The organism is Marinobacter mangrovi, from assembly GCF_016798325.1.
Lineage (GTDB): Bacteria > Pseudomonadota > Gammaproteobacteria > Pseudomonadales > Oleiphilaceae > Marinobacter_A > Marinobacter_A mangrovi.
The window spans coordinates 1,292,560-1,310,688 of record NZ_JAERVO010000001.1; the positions used below are offsets into that span (position 1 = coordinate 1,292,560).

At 61.4% G+C, this 18,129-nt stretch carries 18 protein-coding genes; 11 read left to right on the forward strand and 7 right to left on the reverse strand.

Going from position 1 to position 18,129, the window contains the following annotated elements; genetic code table 11:
* Positions 1-17 precede the first annotated feature (17 nt).
* Genes hda through JL474_RS05715 form a run of 3 tightly spaced genes read right to left on the reverse strand, consistent with a single transcriptional unit; the run spans position 18 to position 2,590 of the window.
* A complete protein-coding gene (gene hda, locus JL474_RS05705) occupies positions 18-728 on the reverse strand; it encodes a DnaA regulatory inactivator Hda (RefSeq protein WP_123635538.1) in 711 nt (236 codons plus the stop codon).
* Positions 710-1,270, reverse strand: a complete 561-nt coding sequence (locus tag JL474_RS05710) for a CDP-alcohol phosphatidyltransferase family protein (protein WP_123635537.1) — start codon at positions 1,268-1,270, stop codon at positions 710-712. The genes hda and JL474_RS05710 overlap by 19 nt, the downstream gene beginning before the upstream one ends.
* A gap of 18 nt (positions 1,271-1,288) precedes the next feature.
* Entirely contained in the window at positions 1,289-2,590 is a 1,302-nt protein-coding gene (locus tag JL474_RS05715; protein ID WP_203141226.1) for a DUF2066 domain-containing protein, read from the reverse strand.
* Positions 2,591-2,909: 319 nt separating this feature from the next.
* On the opposite strand from JL474_RS05715, the gene purM reads away from it, so the two are divergent.
* The 3 genes from purM (at position 2,910) to JL474_RS05730 (ending at position 5,559) form a co-directional block, all read left to right on the forward strand.
* The gene (purM, locus tag JL474_RS05720; RefSeq protein WP_123635535.1) at positions 2,910-3,977 is read left to right on the forward strand and encodes a phosphoribosylformylglycinamidine cyclo-ligase; all 1,068 of its coding nucleotides are present in this window, start codon (positions 2,910-2,912) and stop codon (positions 3,975-3,977) included.
* Positions 3,974-4,666: a phosphoribosylglycinamide formyltransferase gene (gene purN / locus JL474_RS05725; protein WP_236011991.1), complete on the forward strand. Its 693-nt coding sequence runs from the start codon at positions 3,974-3,976 to the stop codon at positions 4,664-4,666. Before purM ends, purN begins: the two co-directional genes overlap by 4 nt.
* 131 nt (positions 4,667-4,797) lie before the next feature.
* Positions 4,798-5,559, forward strand: a complete 762-nt coding sequence (locus JL474_RS05730) for a DUF3108 domain-containing protein (protein ID WP_123635533.1) — start codon at positions 4,798-4,800, stop codon at positions 5,557-5,559.
* Here the strand turns inward: JL474_RS05730 and JL474_RS05735 are convergent.
* From JL474_RS05735 to apbC, 4 genes are all read right to left on the reverse strand, one after another.
* Positions 5,522-6,799 (reverse strand): valine--pyruvate transaminase, encoded by a 1,278-nt coding sequence (locus tag JL474_RS05735; protein WP_203141227.1) that lies wholly within the window; start codon positions 6,797-6,799, stop codon positions 5,522-5,524. The genes JL474_RS05730 and JL474_RS05735 overlap by 38 nt on opposite strands.
* 12 nt (positions 6,800-6,811) lie before the next feature.
* On the reverse strand, positions 6,812-7,417 hold the full coding sequence (locus JL474_RS05740; RefSeq protein WP_123635531.1) for a YjaG family protein: 606 nt from the start codon (positions 7,415-7,417) through the stop codon (positions 6,812-6,814).
* A gap of 45 nt (positions 7,418-7,462) precedes the next feature.
* Positions 7,463-8,029, reverse strand: a complete 567-nt coding sequence (gene dcd, locus JL474_RS05745) for a dCTP deaminase (protein ID WP_123635530.1) — start codon at positions 8,027-8,029, stop codon at positions 7,463-7,465.
* Positions 8,030-8,173: 144 nt separating this feature from the next.
* Complete coding sequence (gene apbC / locus JL474_RS05750; RefSeq protein WP_203141228.1) at positions 8,174-9,271, reverse strand: iron-sulfur cluster carrier protein ApbC; 1,098 nt, start codon at positions 9,269-9,271, stop codon at positions 8,174-8,176.
* Between the two features lie 225 nt (positions 9,272-9,496).
* Between apbC and metG the strand changes: the two genes are divergently transcribed.
* From metG to nth, 8 genes are all read left to right on the forward strand, one after another.
* The gene (gene metG, locus JL474_RS05755; protein WP_203141229.1) at positions 9,497-11,551 is read left to right on the forward strand and encodes a methionine--tRNA ligase; all 2,055 of its coding nucleotides are present in this window, start codon (positions 9,497-9,499) and stop codon (positions 11,549-11,551) included.
* Between the two features lie 102 nt (positions 11,552-11,653).
* Complete coding sequence (gene rsxA / locus JL474_RS05760; RefSeq protein WP_123635527.1) at positions 11,654-12,235, forward strand: electron transport complex subunit RsxA; 582 nt, start codon at positions 11,654-11,656, stop codon at positions 12,233-12,235.
* 13 nt (positions 12,236-12,248) lie between these two features.
* Positions 12,249-12,842, forward strand: coding sequence for an electron transport complex subunit RsxB (rsxB, locus tag JL474_RS05765; protein WP_203141230.1), 594 nt, complete (start codon positions 12,249-12,251; stop codon positions 12,840-12,842).
* Positions 12,842-15,025, forward strand: coding sequence for an electron transport complex subunit RsxC (rsxC, locus tag JL474_RS05770; protein WP_203141231.1), 2,184 nt, complete (start codon positions 12,842-12,844; stop codon positions 15,023-15,025). Before rsxB ends, rsxC begins: the two co-directional genes overlap by 1 nt.
* 19 nt (positions 15,026-15,044) lie before the next feature.
* Positions 15,045-16,082, forward strand: a complete 1,038-nt coding sequence (gene rsxD, locus JL474_RS05775; protein WP_123635524.1) for an electron transport complex subunit RsxD — start codon at positions 15,045-15,047, stop codon at positions 16,080-16,082.
* Between the two features lie 17 nt (positions 16,083-16,099).
* The gene (gene rsxG / locus JL474_RS05780; protein WP_203141232.1) at positions 16,100-16,756 is read left to right on the forward strand and encodes an electron transport complex subunit RsxG; all 657 of its coding nucleotides are present in this window, start codon (positions 16,100-16,102) and stop codon (positions 16,754-16,756) included.
* 1 nt (position 16,757) lies between these two features.
* Positions 16,758-17,474 carry an electron transport complex subunit E gene (locus JL474_RS05785; RefSeq protein ID WP_123635522.1) on the forward strand — a complete coding sequence of 239 codons (717 nt, stop codon included), beginning with the start codon at positions 16,758-16,760 and terminating at the stop codon, positions 17,472-17,474.
* A 7-nt stretch (positions 17,475-17,481) separates the two neighbouring features.
* Complete coding sequence (gene nth, locus JL474_RS05790; protein WP_123635521.1) at positions 17,482-18,123, forward strand: endonuclease III; 642 nt, start codon at positions 17,482-17,484, stop codon at positions 18,121-18,123.
* Positions 18,124-18,129: the final 6 nt, after the last annotated feature.

The following is an 18,129-nucleotide window of genomic DNA, read 5'->3' on the forward strand; positions in this document are numbered from 1 at the left end:
AAAGAGCCGTCCCGGAATTACCAGCCCATCACGGATTTGACGAAAGGTATCGTCAGGCGTCGCTGCTCCCGCAACGAGCTCTCGTCGAGGCGCTCAAGGATAGCCAGTAATTCACCGGTATGGCGCGATGCCCGTCGCAAGATGAACCGGCTGACGTCCTCCGGCAGTACCAGACCACGCCGTTCGGCCCGGGTTCCCAGAATCAGCAGGCGGTCTTCGTCCCGCGGCAGAGCCAGTTGGAGCACAATACCGTGCTGCAAGCGCGATGCCAGATCACGCAGGCCGATGGCGAGACGGGCCGGCGGCTCGACCGCGCTCAGGATCAGCTGATGGCCATTATCCAGCATCCGGTTAAAGAGATGGAACAGCGCCTCTTCCCAGTGCACATCGCCGGCAACCGCCTCGATATCGTCCAGACAGACCCGCTCAAAGGCTTCCATCCCCTGCAGCACATCCGGCCCCAGCGGCAGTAGCTCCTGGAGATTCAGACACAGGGCCGAAAGCCCGCTGCGTTCGGCGTGGTGGCAGACTGCCTGTAACAGGTGGCTCTTGCCAGTGCCGCTATCCCCGCAGACTACAATCACCGGAAGATTGGCATCTTCTGACAAGGCCCGGAGTTTTTCCGCCGCCAAGGCGTTCTTGTGCCCCAGGAAATTGGCAAACGTAGCGTCGTCATGCAGGCGAACGCCGAGTGTTAATTGTGAACCGTCTAGTGTGTTGTCAACCATGCACGACGCGCCCAGACGTAGATGTAGTGAAGACCGCTTGCCAGTGCCATCGCAGCGACCAGCCAGATACCCCGGGGAACAACCCAGGGCGGCATCGGCAGACCCGCCAGGAAGATGACAATGGCCAGGACCACCAGGATCTGGATCAGGGTATTGAGTTTACCCAACCAGCTGGGAGCCATATCGAAGCGGCCGATGAAGAAATGGTACGCCAGAGCCCCGCCGACAATCAGCAGGTCGCGCCCCAGTACCAGCGCAAATAGCCAGACCGGCAGGACGCCGGTCAGCGTCAGCATCAGATAAGCCGTAATCAGCAAGGCCTTGTCCGCCAGCGGATCGGCAATCGCTCCCAGCCGGGATTTCCAGTTGAAATGGCGAGCGAGGAAGCCGTCGAACCCGTCCGACAAGGCGGCGATCAGAAAGACCGCCAGCGCCACCCGGTACTGTTCCTCGTACAGGGCCAGCGCAAAGGGAACGATCAACAGCACCCGGATGAACGTCAATGCGTTGGGAATCCAGCGCCAGCGGTTGGCTTCGGTCACCTGCGACTCCAGCTCCCTTTACTCGGACGCACTGACCGGCGTGCCATTGCCCGTCCAGCGATAACGCAGGACCGGATACAGCGCCTCAAACGATTGCTCGCTCTCGGCTGCCGAGGCTTCACCTTCCGCCTCTGCCGGGTGATAGGCCAGACTGCCTACCGGACTGGCTGGATGGTCCGCCTCGGCGGTCGCCGTATCGTCAGCCGCGGGCGCCTTGCCCGGGGAGTCGCCCGGATCTGCCGACTCCGCCGGGGCTGGCTTGGGCGCAGGCGCGTTTCCGGAGCTTTGGGTCCCCATGGTCTGGCGTTCGGTTTCCACGGGCTGGAAACGGTGATCCAGTGCGATGTACTCCTTCAGGACCGACAGCTCACCGGAGAAAGACACACGCATCGTCGCCACATTGCCGGCCGCCTGAACCGGTCCGGCGGAAACCACCGGCGTCATGTGCTGAAGCGATGCCAACAAATGACCGTAGTCCTCCACGGACTGGATGTTCTCGATTTTCAGATCCACCCGTTGCGCATCAGACACCTTGCCGGCTTCCACCGAATAGCGCGCCGCCAACAGATCCGCCCAGGCATCGATCACCGCCGACGCCAGGGATTCGGAGGACGCCGCATCACGCACTTCACCGGTCTCACTGAACGCGGGGCCATCGAGGCGCCAGCTGGCTTCCCAGCCGGAGCCCTGGCGGCTGACATTCACCACACTGATCAGGTTGTGCGGATAGGCAGATGAGGTGGTCCGCAGGCTCTCCATGAACTGGCCCCGGATATCCGACGTCAGATCCCGCTGGTCACGCACGTCGGCCGGGGGCAGCGCAAAGGGCAAGCCCCGCTGGACCGCCGCTTCACGAAACGCACGCGACCAACGTCCGCGAGCATCGAGATTGTCATCATCGGCGGTCAGCACCCAACGGTCGCGCCCGGAATCCACCGCGACCCACCCCAGCGTCAGCGGCCGGTTGGCGCCCCACACCGGAACTTGCATGTTCGCCAGCGCCCGGTTAACACCCACCGCACCGTAGGTAATGGTCAGCACGTCATTGCCTCCCGGCGAAGTCTGATACTGATAGGCCTGGACCAGGGACTCGGCGCTATCCAGCAACGCGTCCACCTGATCGCTTTGCAGGACATCCGGGTTACCGGCCACGCGGGCAAGCACCTGTTTCAATCCTTCGGCATAGGCCGTCTGCTGGGATTCGGGTGAGGTATCGGCCACCGGGACCTGAACCTGGTAAAGCCCCTCCACCGTCACCGCTGACGCCATGCCGGGCATGATCACCGCGAGCAACAGGAGCATCATCCTGATCTGCGACATCGCTGCTGACTTCATTAATCACCCTGCTGTTGGGGAAACGCTGAAAAAGTCCGGAGGATCAACGAGGCAAACAGACGCACAACACCGCGATTTGCCGCAAAAAGGACTTTCCCAGAGGTTCCTTGGCTTGATTGGCGCATAGGATACACCAAGGTCCCGGCACTGAGTAGCGAGCGGCGGGCTGGTCGTCTCACCATTTTTTAATCGCGTGGCTCCGGAGCGGTTTCGGCTTTCCGTCATATCGCCCTGCAGGCATTGGATGGTCCCCCGCCACCTGCTAAAATTGCCGCCCTTTTTCCTGATCAGGGCAGTACACACCATGACCGACCAGAAACCCGGACTCACCTACCGCGATGCCGGTGTTGATATCGATGCCGGCAATGCACTCGTGGAGCGCATCAAACAGACCGCATCGCGGACTCGCCGCCCGGAGGTCCTTGGCGGCCTGGGTGGCTTTGGTGCCATGGTGGCGCTGCCCTCCGGTTATAAAGAGCCGATCCTGGTCTCTGGCACCGACGGTGTCGGCACCAAGCTGCGCCTGGCGATGCAGCTGGGTCGTCATGACACCATCGGCATCGATCTGGTGGCCATGTGCGTCAACGACCTGATCGTCGGCGGTGCCGAACCGCTGATGTTTCTCGACTATTACGCCACCGGCAAGCTCAACGTTGACGTCGCCGCCGATGTCGTCGACGGTATCGGCCGCGGTTGCGAGCTGGCCGGCTGCGCGCTGGTCGGCGGCGAGACCGCCGAAATGCCGGGTATGTACGAAGGCGACGACTACGATCTGGCCGGTTTCTGCGTGGGGGTTGTGGAGCGCAACGAGATTATCGATGGCCTGAACGTCAGGGCTGGCGACGCCCTGATCGCCCTGGGCTCTTCGGGCCCCCACTCCAACGGCTATTCCCTGATCCGCAAGATTCTGGAAGTCAGCGATGCCGACCTGGACATGGCCCTGGGCGACACCACCCTGGGCAGCGCACTGATGGAGCCCACCCGGATCTACGTCAAGAACCTGCTGAAGCTGCTGAAAACCGTCGATGTGCGGGCCATGGCCCACATTACGGGCGGCGGTCTGCCGGAAAACATTCCCCGCGTGTTGCCGGATGGCGCAGTGGCCGTCGTCGACACCGAAAGCTGGACGTTGCCGCCGGTCTTCCAGTGGCTGAAGGACGCCGGCAACGTCGATGCTCGTGAGATGTACCGCACCTTCAACTGCGGCATCGGCATGGTCATCTGCGTGCCCGCCAACCAGGCCCAGGATGCCCTGGACAGCCTCGCCGGCCTGGGCGAAAACGCCTGGCGACTGGGGCACATCGAACACCCTGCCAAAGACGCGGGCGACACCGACCGTGTGATTTATCGTCCGGGTGCCGCCCGCTCATGAATGCGGCTATGGACCCATCCGGCAACGAGAACCCGCTGGAGCCCCGCATCGTCGTACTGATCTCCGGCACCGGCAGCAATCTGAAAGCCCTGATTGAGTCTACGCGCGCGCCGGGTCATCCCGGCCGCATTGTGGCCGTGGGCGCCAACCGCCCGGAAGCCGGTGGCCTCGGAGTCGCCGAACAGGCGGGCATCGAGACGTTTGTCATCGATCACACGACCTATAAAGACCGTGCCAGCTTCGATGCGGAACTGCTGCGCAAACTGGAGGCGCTTAACCCGGATGCCATCGTTCTGGCCGGCTTCATGCGCATCCTGACGCCGGATTTCGTGCGCCATTTCCGCGGCAAACTGATCAACGTTCATCCGTCGTTGCTGCCGAAGTATCAGGGGCTCAAGACACACCAGCGTGCCCTGGATGCCGGCGATGCCGTGCATGGCACCTCGATTCACTTCGTGACCGAAGAGCTTGATGGCGGCCCCATCATAGCCCAGGCCGAGGTGCCCGTCCTCGATAACGACACCCCGGAAACCCTGGCAGCACGGGTCAAGGCGCGCGAGCACGTGCTCTACCCGATCATCCTGCGCTGGTTCTGTGAGGGTCGGATCGCCCTCGGCAACGACGAAGTCCTGTTCGACGGCGCCCCCATCCCCCAGGTGCTTTCCCTCCCGGCCGATGCCTATCAGTAAGCATTAAGCCGCCGTCACGGAAATGCAGTTGCGGGCTCTGCCCGCATACTCTAGTTTTGGAATGAACCCGGACCGGACAGGGATCTGTCGAGACGGTCCAAGCAGTATCGATTCTTCCGGACACCGAAACCATGAGCGCATTATTTCGACTCTGCACTGGATGCCGCCCCCTGGCGCTACTTCTGCTGGGCCTACTTCCGGCCTGGGCTGCCAGTGAGCCGCAACCCGGCCTGCTGCCCTACTCCGCGACGTACCGGGCGACGCTGGAAAAAGGCATTCCCTTCAAGGGGTCGGCCACGCGAACGCTCGCCAGGCAGGAGGACGGCAGCTGGCTTTACGCCTTCAAAGTCGAGTCCTTCATCGCGGATATTAATGAAAGCTCCCGCCTGAACTGGATCAGCGGTCATGCGCAACCGTCCGTCTATCGCTACGAGCTCGGCGGCCTGATGATTCCCGATCGTCAGCGCGACATCAATTTCAATTGGGCCAGCCGGCATGCCAACGGGGATTATGAGGGCCGTGACGTCGACGTCGATTTTCCGCGGGGCGCGCTTGATCCACTGAGCTATCAGCTCCAGCTGCAACAGGATGTCCGTAACGGCGAGCAGGAAATGCACTACAAGGTGGTGGGCAAGAACCGGGTCGAAGTGAGCACTTTTGCGGTCCTCGGGGACGAAACCCTGGAGGGCAGCTTTGGCAGTGTGGATACCGTCAAGGTGGAGAAAGTCCGGGATCCGGACAACAAACGCAAGACGCTGATGTGGTTTGCGCCGGACTGGAATTACCTGCTGGTGCGCCTGATCCAGATCGAGCCGGATGGAACCCGCTACGAAATCCACATCGAGAAGGCGACGGTCAACGGGGAGTCGATTCAGATTCCGCCCAAATCCTGAGCACTTCGTCGGCAATGATCGCCAGCCCTTCGGCGACCCGGTCATCGTCCTGGGAATAAGTCACGCGCAAGCACTCGTGCCGATGACGCCAGTCGTCATCAGGCAATCCCGGGAAGAAATAATGCCCGGACACCACCAGCACGCCCCGCTGCTTAAGACGCTCGTAGAGTGCCAGACTGCTGACCGGCAGATCCGGAAACCACAGCCACAGGAACATGGCGCCTTCGGGCTTATGCACAGACCAGGGGCAGCGCTCGCCCAGCTTGTCATGCAACACGGCGACTGCCTTCTGCATCTTGGCCCGGTAGAACGGACAGACCACATCCCGGCTCAGGGACAGGATCTCGCCACTGCGCACCAACGGCTCCGCCAGCATCGCACCGAAGCTGCCCGTGGCCAGGTTCATGATCGCATTGATACCCGACAACGCCCGAATGACCGATTCGGCCGCAATGACGATGCCCGTGCGGGCCGCCGGCAAGCCCAGCTTGGAGAGGCTCAGGCAAAGAATAATCTGATCGTTCCAGCGCGGTGTGGCGTCGACAAACAACAGGCTGGGAAACGGTGTGCCATAGGCACCATCCACAATCAACGGAACGTCGTACTTGACCGCCAATGCCTCCAGGCGAGCCATTTCGTCGTCGGTCACCACGTTGCCGGTCGGGTTGGTCGGACGGGAGACGCAGATCGCGCCCGTCTCATCGGTCACATTCAACGCGTCGAAATCGACCCGGTATTTGAATTCGTGCGGCCCGGTTTCGGTGATTTCCGGTTTTACCGCGCGGAACAGGTCGTGCCCTAACCCGGCATCCGCATAGCCAATGTATTCCGGCGCTAACGGCAGAAGAATGTGGCGCTGATGGCCTTCACCGTCGTCCCCGCCAAACATGTTGAACAACATGAAGAAGGCGGCCTGGCTGCCATTGGTGAGCGCAATGTTTTCGGGTTTCAGCCCCCAGCAATACTCCTTGTTCAGCAGGTCAGCCAGCGCGCTGATAAACTGCTTCTCACCCTGGGGTGGATCGTAGACACCCACCAGACGACGGAAGGCGTCCTCGTCGTCGGTCAGGGATTTCAGGATGTCCCGCAAACGGTCCTGGATGGCCGGTACATGGCCCGGGTTACCACCGCCCATCATGATCATGTCATCGCCGGACGCCAGAGCGTTCCCCAGATCATCCATCAGTGACGTAATCCCGGCTTCCGCCGTAAACTTGCGACCGAATGCGGAGAGTTTCATGGGCGGCTCCGGTTATTCATCATCATCCAGCGCGATACCGAGGTTGCTCACACCGCCATTGGCAGCTTCCTCTTTCATCTGGGCCACATACGCTTCCGTCGGCACCCGCTGTTTCTTCAGGGAGAGCAGTAAATCGCGCTGGAACAGTTTGTCTGCCTTCATCAGCTCGTGCTTGTCGAGGAGCCGGACCAGGGCATCTTCATCCAGATCCTCTCCCTCGGCCATCTCGATAAACTGGGCAACGGTCGCAGTGGCCCATTGGGATGCCTCCAGCGCGCGTTGTTTGGTGCTGTTCAAACGATTCAGCAGCGCCTGCTCGAGCAGTTTGCAGAAATCGTCGGCGGGATAGACGCCGTACATGTCGTAGGCGTCCGGGTCCGGCGCCAGATTCTCCAGACGTGCCAGCGCCTGGGTGACTCGAGCATCGGCGTTTTTCTCCTGGAGCATGTCCCAGGCCTGATCCAGCAGCAGCCGCATCTTGGCCGCCTGCTTGGCACCGATGGCGTCGTCGAACAGCACGTAATTGGGAAACGCACGCTCCGCCAGCGCCAGGATGAACACGAATTCGCGCCATCCACGCAGCTGCTCAAGCGCCTTGATAAACTGATTCGCGTTCAAGAGCGTTTCTCCGTCGACTATGGAACCGCAACACGCCAGGCCTGATCAGGTCCGCGGCAGAGTCACGCCACGCTGCCCCTGATACTTGCCGCCCCGATCCCGATAGCTGGTGTCACACACCTCGTCGGACTCGAAGAACAGCATCTGGGCGACGCCTTCGTTGGCGTAGATCTTCGCCGGCAGGTTGGTGGTGTTGGAAAACTCCAGGGTCACCTGCCCTTCCCATTCCGGCTCCAGCGGCGTGACATTGACGATGATACCGCAGCGGGCGTAAGTGGACTTACCCAGGCAGACCGTCAGGACATTGCGCGGAATCCGGAAATATTCGACCGTCCGCGCCAGGGCAAACGAGTTGGGCGGGATGATGCAGACATCGCTGGTGACATTGACGAAGCTGTCATCGTCAAAATTCTTCGGATCCACCGTCGCCGAATGGACGTTGGTAAAAATCTTGAACTCGTTGCTGCAGCGGACATCGTAACCGTAGCTCGAGGTGCCGTAGGAAATGACACGGCCTTTGGAGGATTCGCGCACCTGGTCGTGCTCGAAAGGCTCGATCATGCCATGTTCCTGCGCCATGCGCCGGATCCACTTGTCGGATTTAATCGTCATCGTCTGATTCTCATGCGGGAAACTGGGCGTGCGCAGGACCCGGCCGGGCTGCGCGATCACAAAGGCCGCTATGGTAACGCCTGGCGCCGCTTAAGACAAAGCAGCGCCGGCAATTCGGCGGGCCTTTTAACCGGACCGATCCGGTCAGTCGTCACTGATGGAAATGCTCGGAATCGGCGACGTCAGATTGCGCTCCCGGCGGGACAACAACGCCCCCATGCGGCGGGCCGCGTCGCGATAGGTCCGGGCCACCTCGGAATCCGGTTCAGCGACGACCGACGGCTGACCGCTGTCGGTCTGCTCGCGGATGGTCATGTGCAGCGGCAACTGCCCCAGCAACTCGGTGTCGTATTCTTCGGCCACCCGCTGACCGCCACCCTCGCCGAACAACGGCTCATGATGACCGCAGTTGCTGCAGATGTGCGTGCTCATGTTCTCGATCACGCCCAGCACCGGAATATCCACCTTGCGGAACATCTCGATGCCTTTCTTGCAGTCCAGCAGCGCAATGTCCTGCGGCGTGGTGACGATCACCGCGCCCGTGACGGGCACCTTCTGCGCCATGGTGAGCTGAATGTCGCCGGTACCCGGCGGCATGTCCACGATCAGGTAGTCCAGATCATTCCACTGGGTCTGCGTGAGCAACTGCTGCACGGCCCCACTGACCATCGGCCCGCGCCAGACCATCGGTGTCTTGTCGGTGACCAGGAACGCCATGGACATGGCCTCGATACCGTGAGCGGGGACCGGGATAAACCACTTATTATCCCGGGTTTGCGGGCGGGTGCCTTCCGGCAGTCCCAGCATCATTCCCACACTCGGGCCGTAGATGTCGGCATCCAGAATACCCACCCGGCAGCCTTCCTGACTCAGTGCCAGTGCCAGATTGACGGCGGTGGTGGATTTCCCCACGCCGCCCTTGCCGGAAGCCACGGCAATGATGTTTTTAACGCCGGCAATCGACTGAAGATCCTTTTGGGCCTGATAGGCGCGGATCGCCTGACGGGTATTGATCGTCACGTCACTGACGCCGGGCACATTTTCAATGGCGTTGCCGACCAATTGACGCAGTGCGCCGGCGATACCCTCCGATGGATAAGCCAGCTCCACATCAACCGTGACCTTATCCCCGTCGATCGCGACCGATTTAACCGCGTCGAGTGCAAACAGATCCTGATCCAGGTAGGGATCGCGATACTCGCGGATCGCGGCATCGACAGCTTCACGGGAAATTTCGCTCATATCCGTCTCCAAGCGGGCATTACCTGAGTAAAATACTATGTTATTACGGTAGCGCTATTTAACCACAGCCACCACAAACACTGAACCATCACGCATGGCCCCGTCGCGTAAAGGCAACCTGCAAGAAACGGATGAAAAAATTCGGCCGGAACGGTATTATTCGGGGCCCGAAATTCCGGCATCCGCCGGAGCGACATCACACCCGATCAACGTTTGGGACATCAAATGACGCAAGCCAACGCACAGTCCAAGCGCGACATCCTGGTCACGAGCGCCCTGCCCTATGCCAACGGGCCGATCCACCTGGGTCACCTGCTGGAATATATCCAGACCGATATCTGGGTGCGCTACCAGAACATGCGGGGCAACAACTGCGTCTATGTGTGTGCCGACGATGCCCACGGCACGGCCATCATGCTTCGGGCCGAGCGCGAAGGCATTACGCCGGAAGCGCTGATCGACCGGATCAACCAGGAGCACCAGCAGGATTTCAGCGGGTTCCTGATCCATTTCGACAACTATTACAGCACCCATTCGCCGGAAAACCGCGAGTTCTCTTCCTACATCTATGAACAGCTGAAGAAGAACAACCACATCGCGACCCGGAACATTACCCAGTCCTACGACCCGGAAAAGGAAATGTTCCTGGCGGACCGCTTCATCAAGGGCACCTGTCCGAAGTGCAAGTCCGAGGACCAGTACGGCGACAACTGTGAAGTGTGCGGTGCGACTTACACCCCGGCCGAACTGATCAACCCGCGTTCGGCCGTTTCCGGCGCCACACCGATCGAGAAGGCGTCGGAGCACTACTTCTTCCGCCTGCCGGAGTTCGCCGACTTCCTGCGCGAGTGGACCCGCAGCGGCACCCTCCAGCCCCAGGTGGCCAACAAACTGGCCGAATGGCTGGACGCCGGCCTGCAGGAATGGGACATCAGCCGTGATGCACCCTATTTCGGCTTCGAGATTCCCGACGCGCCGGGCAAATACTTTTACGTCTGGCTGGACGCGCCGATCGGCTATCTGGCGAGCTTCAAGAACCTGTGCGAGCGTCGCGACGACCTGGACTTCGATCATTTCTGGAAGGCCGACTCCACCGCCGAGGTGTACCACTTCATCGGCAAGGACATCATCAACTTCCACGCCCTGTTCTGGCCCTCCATGCTGCACAGCGCCGGCTACCGCACGCCGTCTGCGGTCTACGCTCACGGCTTCATCACCGTGAACGGCAAGAAGATGTCCAAGTCCCGCGGCACCTTCATCATGGCCAAAACCTACCTGGACCACCTGAATCCGGAGTACCTGCGCTACTACTTCGCCACCAAGCTGACCAGCAACGTGGACGACATGGACCTCAATCTCGAGGACTTTGCACAGCGTGTGAATTCCGACCTGGTGGGCAAGGTGGTGAACATTGCCAGCCGCACTGCCGGCTTCATCACCAAGAAGTTCGACGGCCAACTGGGCCAGGTCACCGAAAGCGAGAAGCTGGCCGAGTTCATCCAGGCCGGTGACGAGATTGCCGAGCATTACGAGAATCGTGAATTCGGTCGCGCCATGCGCCGGATCATGGAACTGGCGGATATTGCCAACCAGTACGTCAACGACGAAGAGCCCTGGGTCCTGATCAAGGACGCCGAGCGAGCGGCGGATGTACAAGCCATCTCCACCAACGCCATCAACATGTTCCGACTGCTGATGACGTACCTGGCGCCGATTCTGCCGGCCACCGCGGAAGCGGCCGAAGCGTTCCTGAACGCCAGACTGGACTGGAACGGCCGCGAGCTGCTGCTGGAAAATCACGGCATCAACAAATTCAAGCCGCTGATGAGTCGCGTGGAGATGAAGCAGATCGACGCCATGCTGGAAGCCTCGAAGGAAGAGCTGCCAGCTGCGACCGGCGAGAAGGCAGCCAAGCCGGCCGACAGCAAAGCCAACAACGTAGAGCCGCTGGCCGAGGAAATCGACTTCGATGCCTTCGCCAAGGTTGACTTGCGGGTGGCGAAGATCGTCAAGGCTGAGCACGTGGACGGCGCCGACAAACTGCTGCGCCTGACCCTCGACATCGGCGATAACCAGCGCAACGTCTTCGCCGGCATCAAATCCGCCTACCAGCCTGAAGAGCTGGAAGGCCGGCTGACAGTGATGGTCGCCAACCTGAAGCCGCGCAAGATGAAGTTTGGAATGTCCGAAGGCATGGTTCTCGCTGCCGGCCCGGGTGGCAAGGACATCTTTATCCTGTCACCGGATTCCGGCGCACAGCCAGGTCAGCGGGTAATGTAACCCGCCCGAACAAGACAATAAGGGGGTATCGCACGGCGATCCCCCATGAGAAAACGCCGCCAAGGCGTCCGGGAAAGCGCTGCAGGCGCGGAGAGAGATCGCATGACAGATTACCTGCTGATTCTGGTCAGCACGATTCTGGTCAACAACTTTGTGCTGGTCCAGTTCCTGGGCCTGTGCCCGTTCATGGGCGTCTCCAACAAGCTGGAGACGGCCATGGGCATGTCCCTGGCCACCACCTTCGTACTGACGCTCTCGTCGGTCTGCAGCTACCTGGTCTACACCTACCTGTTGGCGCCGCTGGATCTGGCGTTCCTCAAGACCATCACGTTTATCCTCGTGATCGCCGTTGTCGTGCAGTTCACCGAGATGGTGGTGCGTAAAACCAGCCCGCTGCTCTATCGGGTGCTGGGCATTTTCCTGCCGCTGATCACCACCAACTGCGCCGTGCTGGGAGTGGCGTTGCTGAACCTCAACCGCAACAACAACTTCATCGAGTCGGTGCTTTACGGGCTCGGCGCGGCACTGGGTTTTTCACTGGTTCTGGTGCTGTTTGCCGCCATGCGCGAACGAATCGCGGTGGCCGACGTGCCGGTGGCTTTCCGGGGGGCTGCCATTGGCATGGTCACCGCCGGTCTGATGTCATTGGCCTTCCTCGGTTTTACCGGGCTGGTAAGCATCTGACGGAGTCTTCACCATGTGGACCAGCATTCTCATCGCCATCGGTGCGCTCGTCGTCCTGTCCCTGATCTTTGGCGGCCTGCTGGGCTTTGCCGCCGAGCGTTTCAAGGTCGAGGGTAATCCCATCGTCGACCAGATCGACGCCTTGCTGCCCCAGACCCAGTGCGGCCAGTGTGGCTTCCCGGGCTGCCGACCCTACGCCGAATCCATTGCCGACGGCGACGCCATCAACAAGTGCCCGCCGGGCGGCGAAGCCACCATCCACGCGCTGGCCGACTTACTGGATGTGGAGCCGGAACCGCTGGATGCCGAGCACGGCGTGGACCAGGGCAAGCGCGTTGCCATCATTCGGGAAGACGAGTGCATCGGCTGCACCAAGTGCATCCAGGCGTGTCCGGTGGACGCGATCCTCGGCGCCGCCAAGCACATGCATACGGTCATCGAGAGCGAGTGCACCGGTTGCGACCTGTGCGTCGAGCCCTGTCCGGTGGATTGCATTGACATGGTCCCCGTAGCCACGACGATCCGAACCTGGAGTTGGGATCGCCCCGACCTGAGCCGGGCGAAGGATCGTGTCATTGCCAGCGACCGGGCCGAGGTGACGTCCTGATGCGCAAGATCTGGGATTTCCCCGGCGGCATCCACCCGCCCGAGAACAAGCATCAGTCCACGACGGCTCCGATTCGGACACTGCCACTGCCGAATGCGCTCTATATTCCGTTGCAGCAGCACATTGGTGCGCCGTCCCAGACGCTGGTCAATCCCGGTGACCGGGTCCTGAAAGGTCAGATGCTGGCCGAACCCGAGGGGCGGGTCAGCGTGGCCGTGCATGCGCCGACTTCCGGCACGATTGAGGGTATCGTCCCACACCCGGTGCCCCATCCGTCCGGCATGACCGACTGGTGCGTCGTCCTGCAACCGGACGGCGAAGAGCAATGGGCCGACCTCGAACCGCTGGAGGACTATCACAGCGAAGCCGCCCCCGTCCTGTTGGAGAGGATTCGTCGCGCGGGCATTGCCGGGATGGGCGGCGCAGGCTTCCCCACCGAGATCAAGCTGCATCCACCCCGGGACGACAAGGTCCGCACGCTGATCCTCAACGGCGCGGAATGTGAGCCCTACATCACCGCCGACGACATGCTGATGCGCACCCGTGCGACCGACATTGTGCTCGGGCTGGAAATCATGGCGTTTATTTTGGAGCCCGAAGAGTGTGTCATCGGCATTGAGGACAACAAGCCGGAAGCCATCGAAGCGCTGAAGCAGGCCGTAACCGGCACGCGCATCGATATCGCCGTCGTTCCAACCAAGTACCCATCAGGCGGCGAGAAACAGCTGATTCAACTGCTCACCGGGCTGGAAGTCCCCCATGGCGGCATTCCCGCAGATGTCGGCGTGATGTGCCAGAACGTAGGCACGGCCGCGGCCGTCTATCGGGCCGTGCGCTTTGGCGAACCGCTCATCTCCCGCATCACGACACTCACCGGCGAAGGGCTGGCGAGCAAAGGCAACGTGGAAGCCCTGATCGGCACGCCCATCCGGTTCCTGCTGGAACAGAGCGGCTTCAGCGAGGCGAACACCCAGCGCCTGATCATGGGCGGCCCGATGATGGGTTTCACACTCGATGATCCGGACGTTCCAGTCATCAAGACCACCAACTGCATCATCGCCGGTTCTCCCGAGGAGTTCCCGGCACCGCCGCCGGCGCAACCCTGTATCCGTTGCGGCATGTGCGCTGAAGCCTGCCCCATGGAGCTACTCCCACAGCAGCTGTTCTGGTTTGCCCAGTCGCAGGAATTCGAAAAGGCCGAACAGCACAACCTGTTCGACTGCATCGAATGCGGCGCCTGTTCCTACGTCTGCCCCAGCACCATCCCGCTGGTGCAGTTCTACCGCTATGCCAAGGGCGAACTCCGCCAGCAGCGGGATGATCAGATCAAGTCCGACCGGGCCCGGGAGCGCTTCGAAGCCCGTCAGGCGCGACTGGAGCGGGAGCAGGCCGAGAAGGAAGCCAAGCGCAAGGCGCGGGCCGAGGCCGCCGCCAAAGCCCAGGCGGAAAAACGTGAACAAGCCGCCGAAAAGCCGAAGAAGACCGCCAGCGCCGCCGTGGAAGCCGCCCTGGCCCGCAAGGGAATGGCCGCCAGGACCGAGGCCGCTGCGACGCCAGAGGCACCCGATATCGCGACCCTGGAAGCCAACCTGACCAAGGCTCAGGCCAAACTCCGAAATATGCAGGGGCTTCTCAAGGACGCGCGCGACCAGGGTGGCGACACCGAAAAACTGGAACGGGCAGTCGCCAAGAACGAAGAGCGCGTGGCAGCCGCACAAGCCGCTCTGGATGACGCCAAGGCGCCGGCACCCGCGACAGAGGCGCCGGAATCGCCAACGCCAGACCTGGAAACGCTGCAAGCCAACCTGGACAAAGCCACGGCCAAGCTGGACACCATGCGCAACCTGCTGGCTGAGGCCCGCGCCGAAGGCGGCGACAACGTCGAGAAGCTGGAACGCGCCGTAGCCAAAAACGAGCAACGCGTGCAGGCCGCTCAGGATGCCCTGAATGCCGCTCGTCCTGCTCCTTCCGCTCCGAAGACCGATATCCCGGACCTGGAAGCGGCCCTGGACAAGGCACGCGCCAAACTGGACACCATGCAGGGCATGCTGCAGGAAGCCCGCGACGCCAACGGCGACAATGTGGACAAGCTGGAACGCGCCGTGGCCAAGAATCAGGACCGGGTCGCCCGAGCCGAGCAGGCGCTGGCCGAAGCCCGCAACACAGCGGACACCGAGTCCTGACGGAGACCGAGACACCACCATGGCTTTTCTGAGACTTTCTTCCCCCCACGCCCACGGTCCGCAGCGAACGTCCCGGGTCATGCTCTGGGTGATCCTGGCGACACTGCCGGGCCTGCTGGCCCAGACCCTGTGTTTTGGCTGGGGCAACCTGGTGAATACGGTGTTCTGTGTCGCCGTCGCCCTGCTGACCGAAGGCGTGATCCTGATGCTGCGAAAGCGGCCGGTGGCCTTCTTCCTGAAAGACAACACGGCCGCCGTCACCGGGCTTCTGCTCGGCCTGTCGCTGCCGCCTTTTGCGCCCTGGTGGGTGTGCCTCGTCGCTGTGGTCGTGGCCATCCTGCTGGCCAAGCAACTGTATGGCGGTCTGGGTTCCAACCCGTTCAATCCGGCCATGGTGGGCTACGCCCTGGTGCTGGTGTCGTTTCCGGTTGCCATGACCACGAACTGGGCCAGCCCCACCGGCCTGAGTGCCGACACACCGGGACTGCTCCACACCATCGCCCTGAATTTCACCGGCGCTGAGCCCGTAGACGGCTACACCATGGCCACGCCGCTGGACGTCTACAAGCACGACATCAAGACGCAGCTGTCCGACCAGGTCCTGCAGAACCCGGCGTTCGGGAACTTCGTCTCCAAGGGCTGGGAGTGGGTCAACTTCGGCTTCCTGGCCGGTGGTCTGCTCCTGATCGCGCTGCGACTGATCACCTGGCACATTCCGGTCAGCATGCTGGCCGCGCTATCGGTCATGAGCCTGGCGTTTGGCTGGGATCCGGACCAGTACGCGCCGCTCACGATTCACCTGCTGTCAGGCGCGACCATGCTGGGCGCTTTCTTCATCGCGACGGATCCGGTGACCGCCGCCACCAGCCGTAAGGGTAAGCTGGTCTATGGCGCCGGCATCGGCATCCTGCTCTACATCATCCGAAGCTGGGGCAGCTATCCGGACGCGGTCGCGTTTGCGGTGTTGCTGATGAATTTTGCCGTACCGTTCATCGACTACTATACGCAACCACGCACCTACGGCCACCAGAAAGCCCGTCGCGTCAAAGCCGACTAATCGCAACAGGACCTGTCATGGCAGCACTAGGACAATCCATCACTCGCAACGCCATCGGACTGGCCCTGTTCGCGGTGATTACAGCAGGCACCATCGCGGTGACGCACGCCTTCACGTCTGACCGTATACAAGACCAGATCCGCGAGGCCGAAGCCGGCGCACTGCTGCAGATTATTCCGGAAGACCAGCACACCAACGACCTGCTGGCGGCCACACAGCCGGTCGGTCCCGACGAGCAACTGGGCCTGAGCGAGACGCTGTCGGCGCATATCGCCCGCAAGAACGGCAAAGTGACAGGTGTTATCCTGCCTGCGGTGACTCACAATGGTTATTCCGGTGACATCCACCTGCTGGTGGGGATTGGTGCCGATGGCCGCATTCTTGGCGTGCGTGTGACGCAGCATCATGAAACGCCCGGTCTGGGCGACAAGGTCGAGACCAAGAAGACCAGCTGGGTCTACAGTTTCAACGGCAGGTCACTGGAAAACACGTCCAGAAGTGAATGGGCCGTGGCCAAGGACGGCGGCCAGTTCGATCAGTTTACCGGCGCGACGATTACCCCACGCGCTGTCGTCGACGCCGTTCACAACGCCCTGCTTTATTTCCAGGCCCATCGTGACACCCTGCTCGCCCCGACTGCGGGCATGAGCGCAACCCACGGAGACCAAGGCTGATATGGCCACCAAGACGCCCCGAGAAATCATCAAGGATGGCCTGTGGACCAATAACCCGGCGCTGGTGCAGGTGCTTGGGCTTTGTCCGCTGCTGGCCGTCACCGGCACCGTCGTGAATGGGATTGGCCTGGGCCTGGCCACGCTGCTGGTGCTGGTCGGCTCGAACCTGTCGGTCTCGCTGATTCGTAACTTCGTCTCGGATTCGGTCCGCCTGCCAGCCTTCGTCATGATCATCGCGTCATTCGTGACCTGCGCCGAGCTGTTGATGCAGGCCTATACCTACCAACTCTATGAGATTCTGGGCATCTTCATTCCGCTGATCGTCACCAACTGCGCCATACTGGGCCGAGCGGATGCCTTTGCCTCCCGCAATCCCGTGCTGCTGTCGGTATTGGACGGTGTCATGATGGGGACCGGCTTCCTCGCCGTGCTGATTGTCCTGGGAGGGATCCGCGAGCTGATCGGTCAGGGCACGCTGTTTTCCAACATGGACCTGATCTTTGGCGCGAGTGCCAGCAGCTGGAAAATCCAGGTTTTTGACGACTACGCGAATGTGCTGTTCATGATCCTGCCACCCGGCGCGTTTGTCGGACTCGGCTTCCTGATCGCGCTGAAGAACAGCATTGATGGCCAGATTCGCAAACGTCAGGCCGCCCGTGAAACCCAGCCAGTCACCGCCGGCAGCAAACGGGTTCGCGTCACCGGTCACGTCTCCTGAGGTTTTGATGAACAAGGAAAAACGGACACAGATCTTTGAGCGGCTCAAGGCCGCCAATCCCAACCCGACCACGGAGTTGGTCTACAGCAACCCATTTGAGCTCCTGATTGCGGTGATCCTGTCGGCCCAGGCCACGGATGTCGGCGTCAACAAGGCAACCGCCAAACTGTTCCCGGTCGCCAATACCCCCGAAGCCATCCTGGCGCTGGGCGTGGACGGTCTCAAGGAATACATCAAGACGATTGGGCTGTTTAACAGCAAGGCAGAAAACGTCATCAAGACCTGTCGGGCACTGGTGGAGCAACATAACAGCGTGGTCCCGGAAACCCGGGAAGCGCTCGAGGCCTTGCCCGGCGTCGGTCGCAAGACGGCGAACGTGGTTCTCAACACAGCTTTCGGACAGCCCACCATGGCTGTCGACACCCATATTTTCCGGGTATCCAACCGGACCGGCATTGCCCCCGGGAAAAACGTGCTGGAAGTGGAGAAACGGCTGGTGCGACTGGTTCCCAAGCCTTATCGGCAGGATGCACACCACTGGCTGATCCTGCACGGGCGGTATACCTGCACGGCGCGCAAGCCGAAGTGCGGGAGTTGCATCATTGAGGATCTTTGCGAGTTTAAAGAGAAGCGGGATTATCTGGACTGAGTCGTA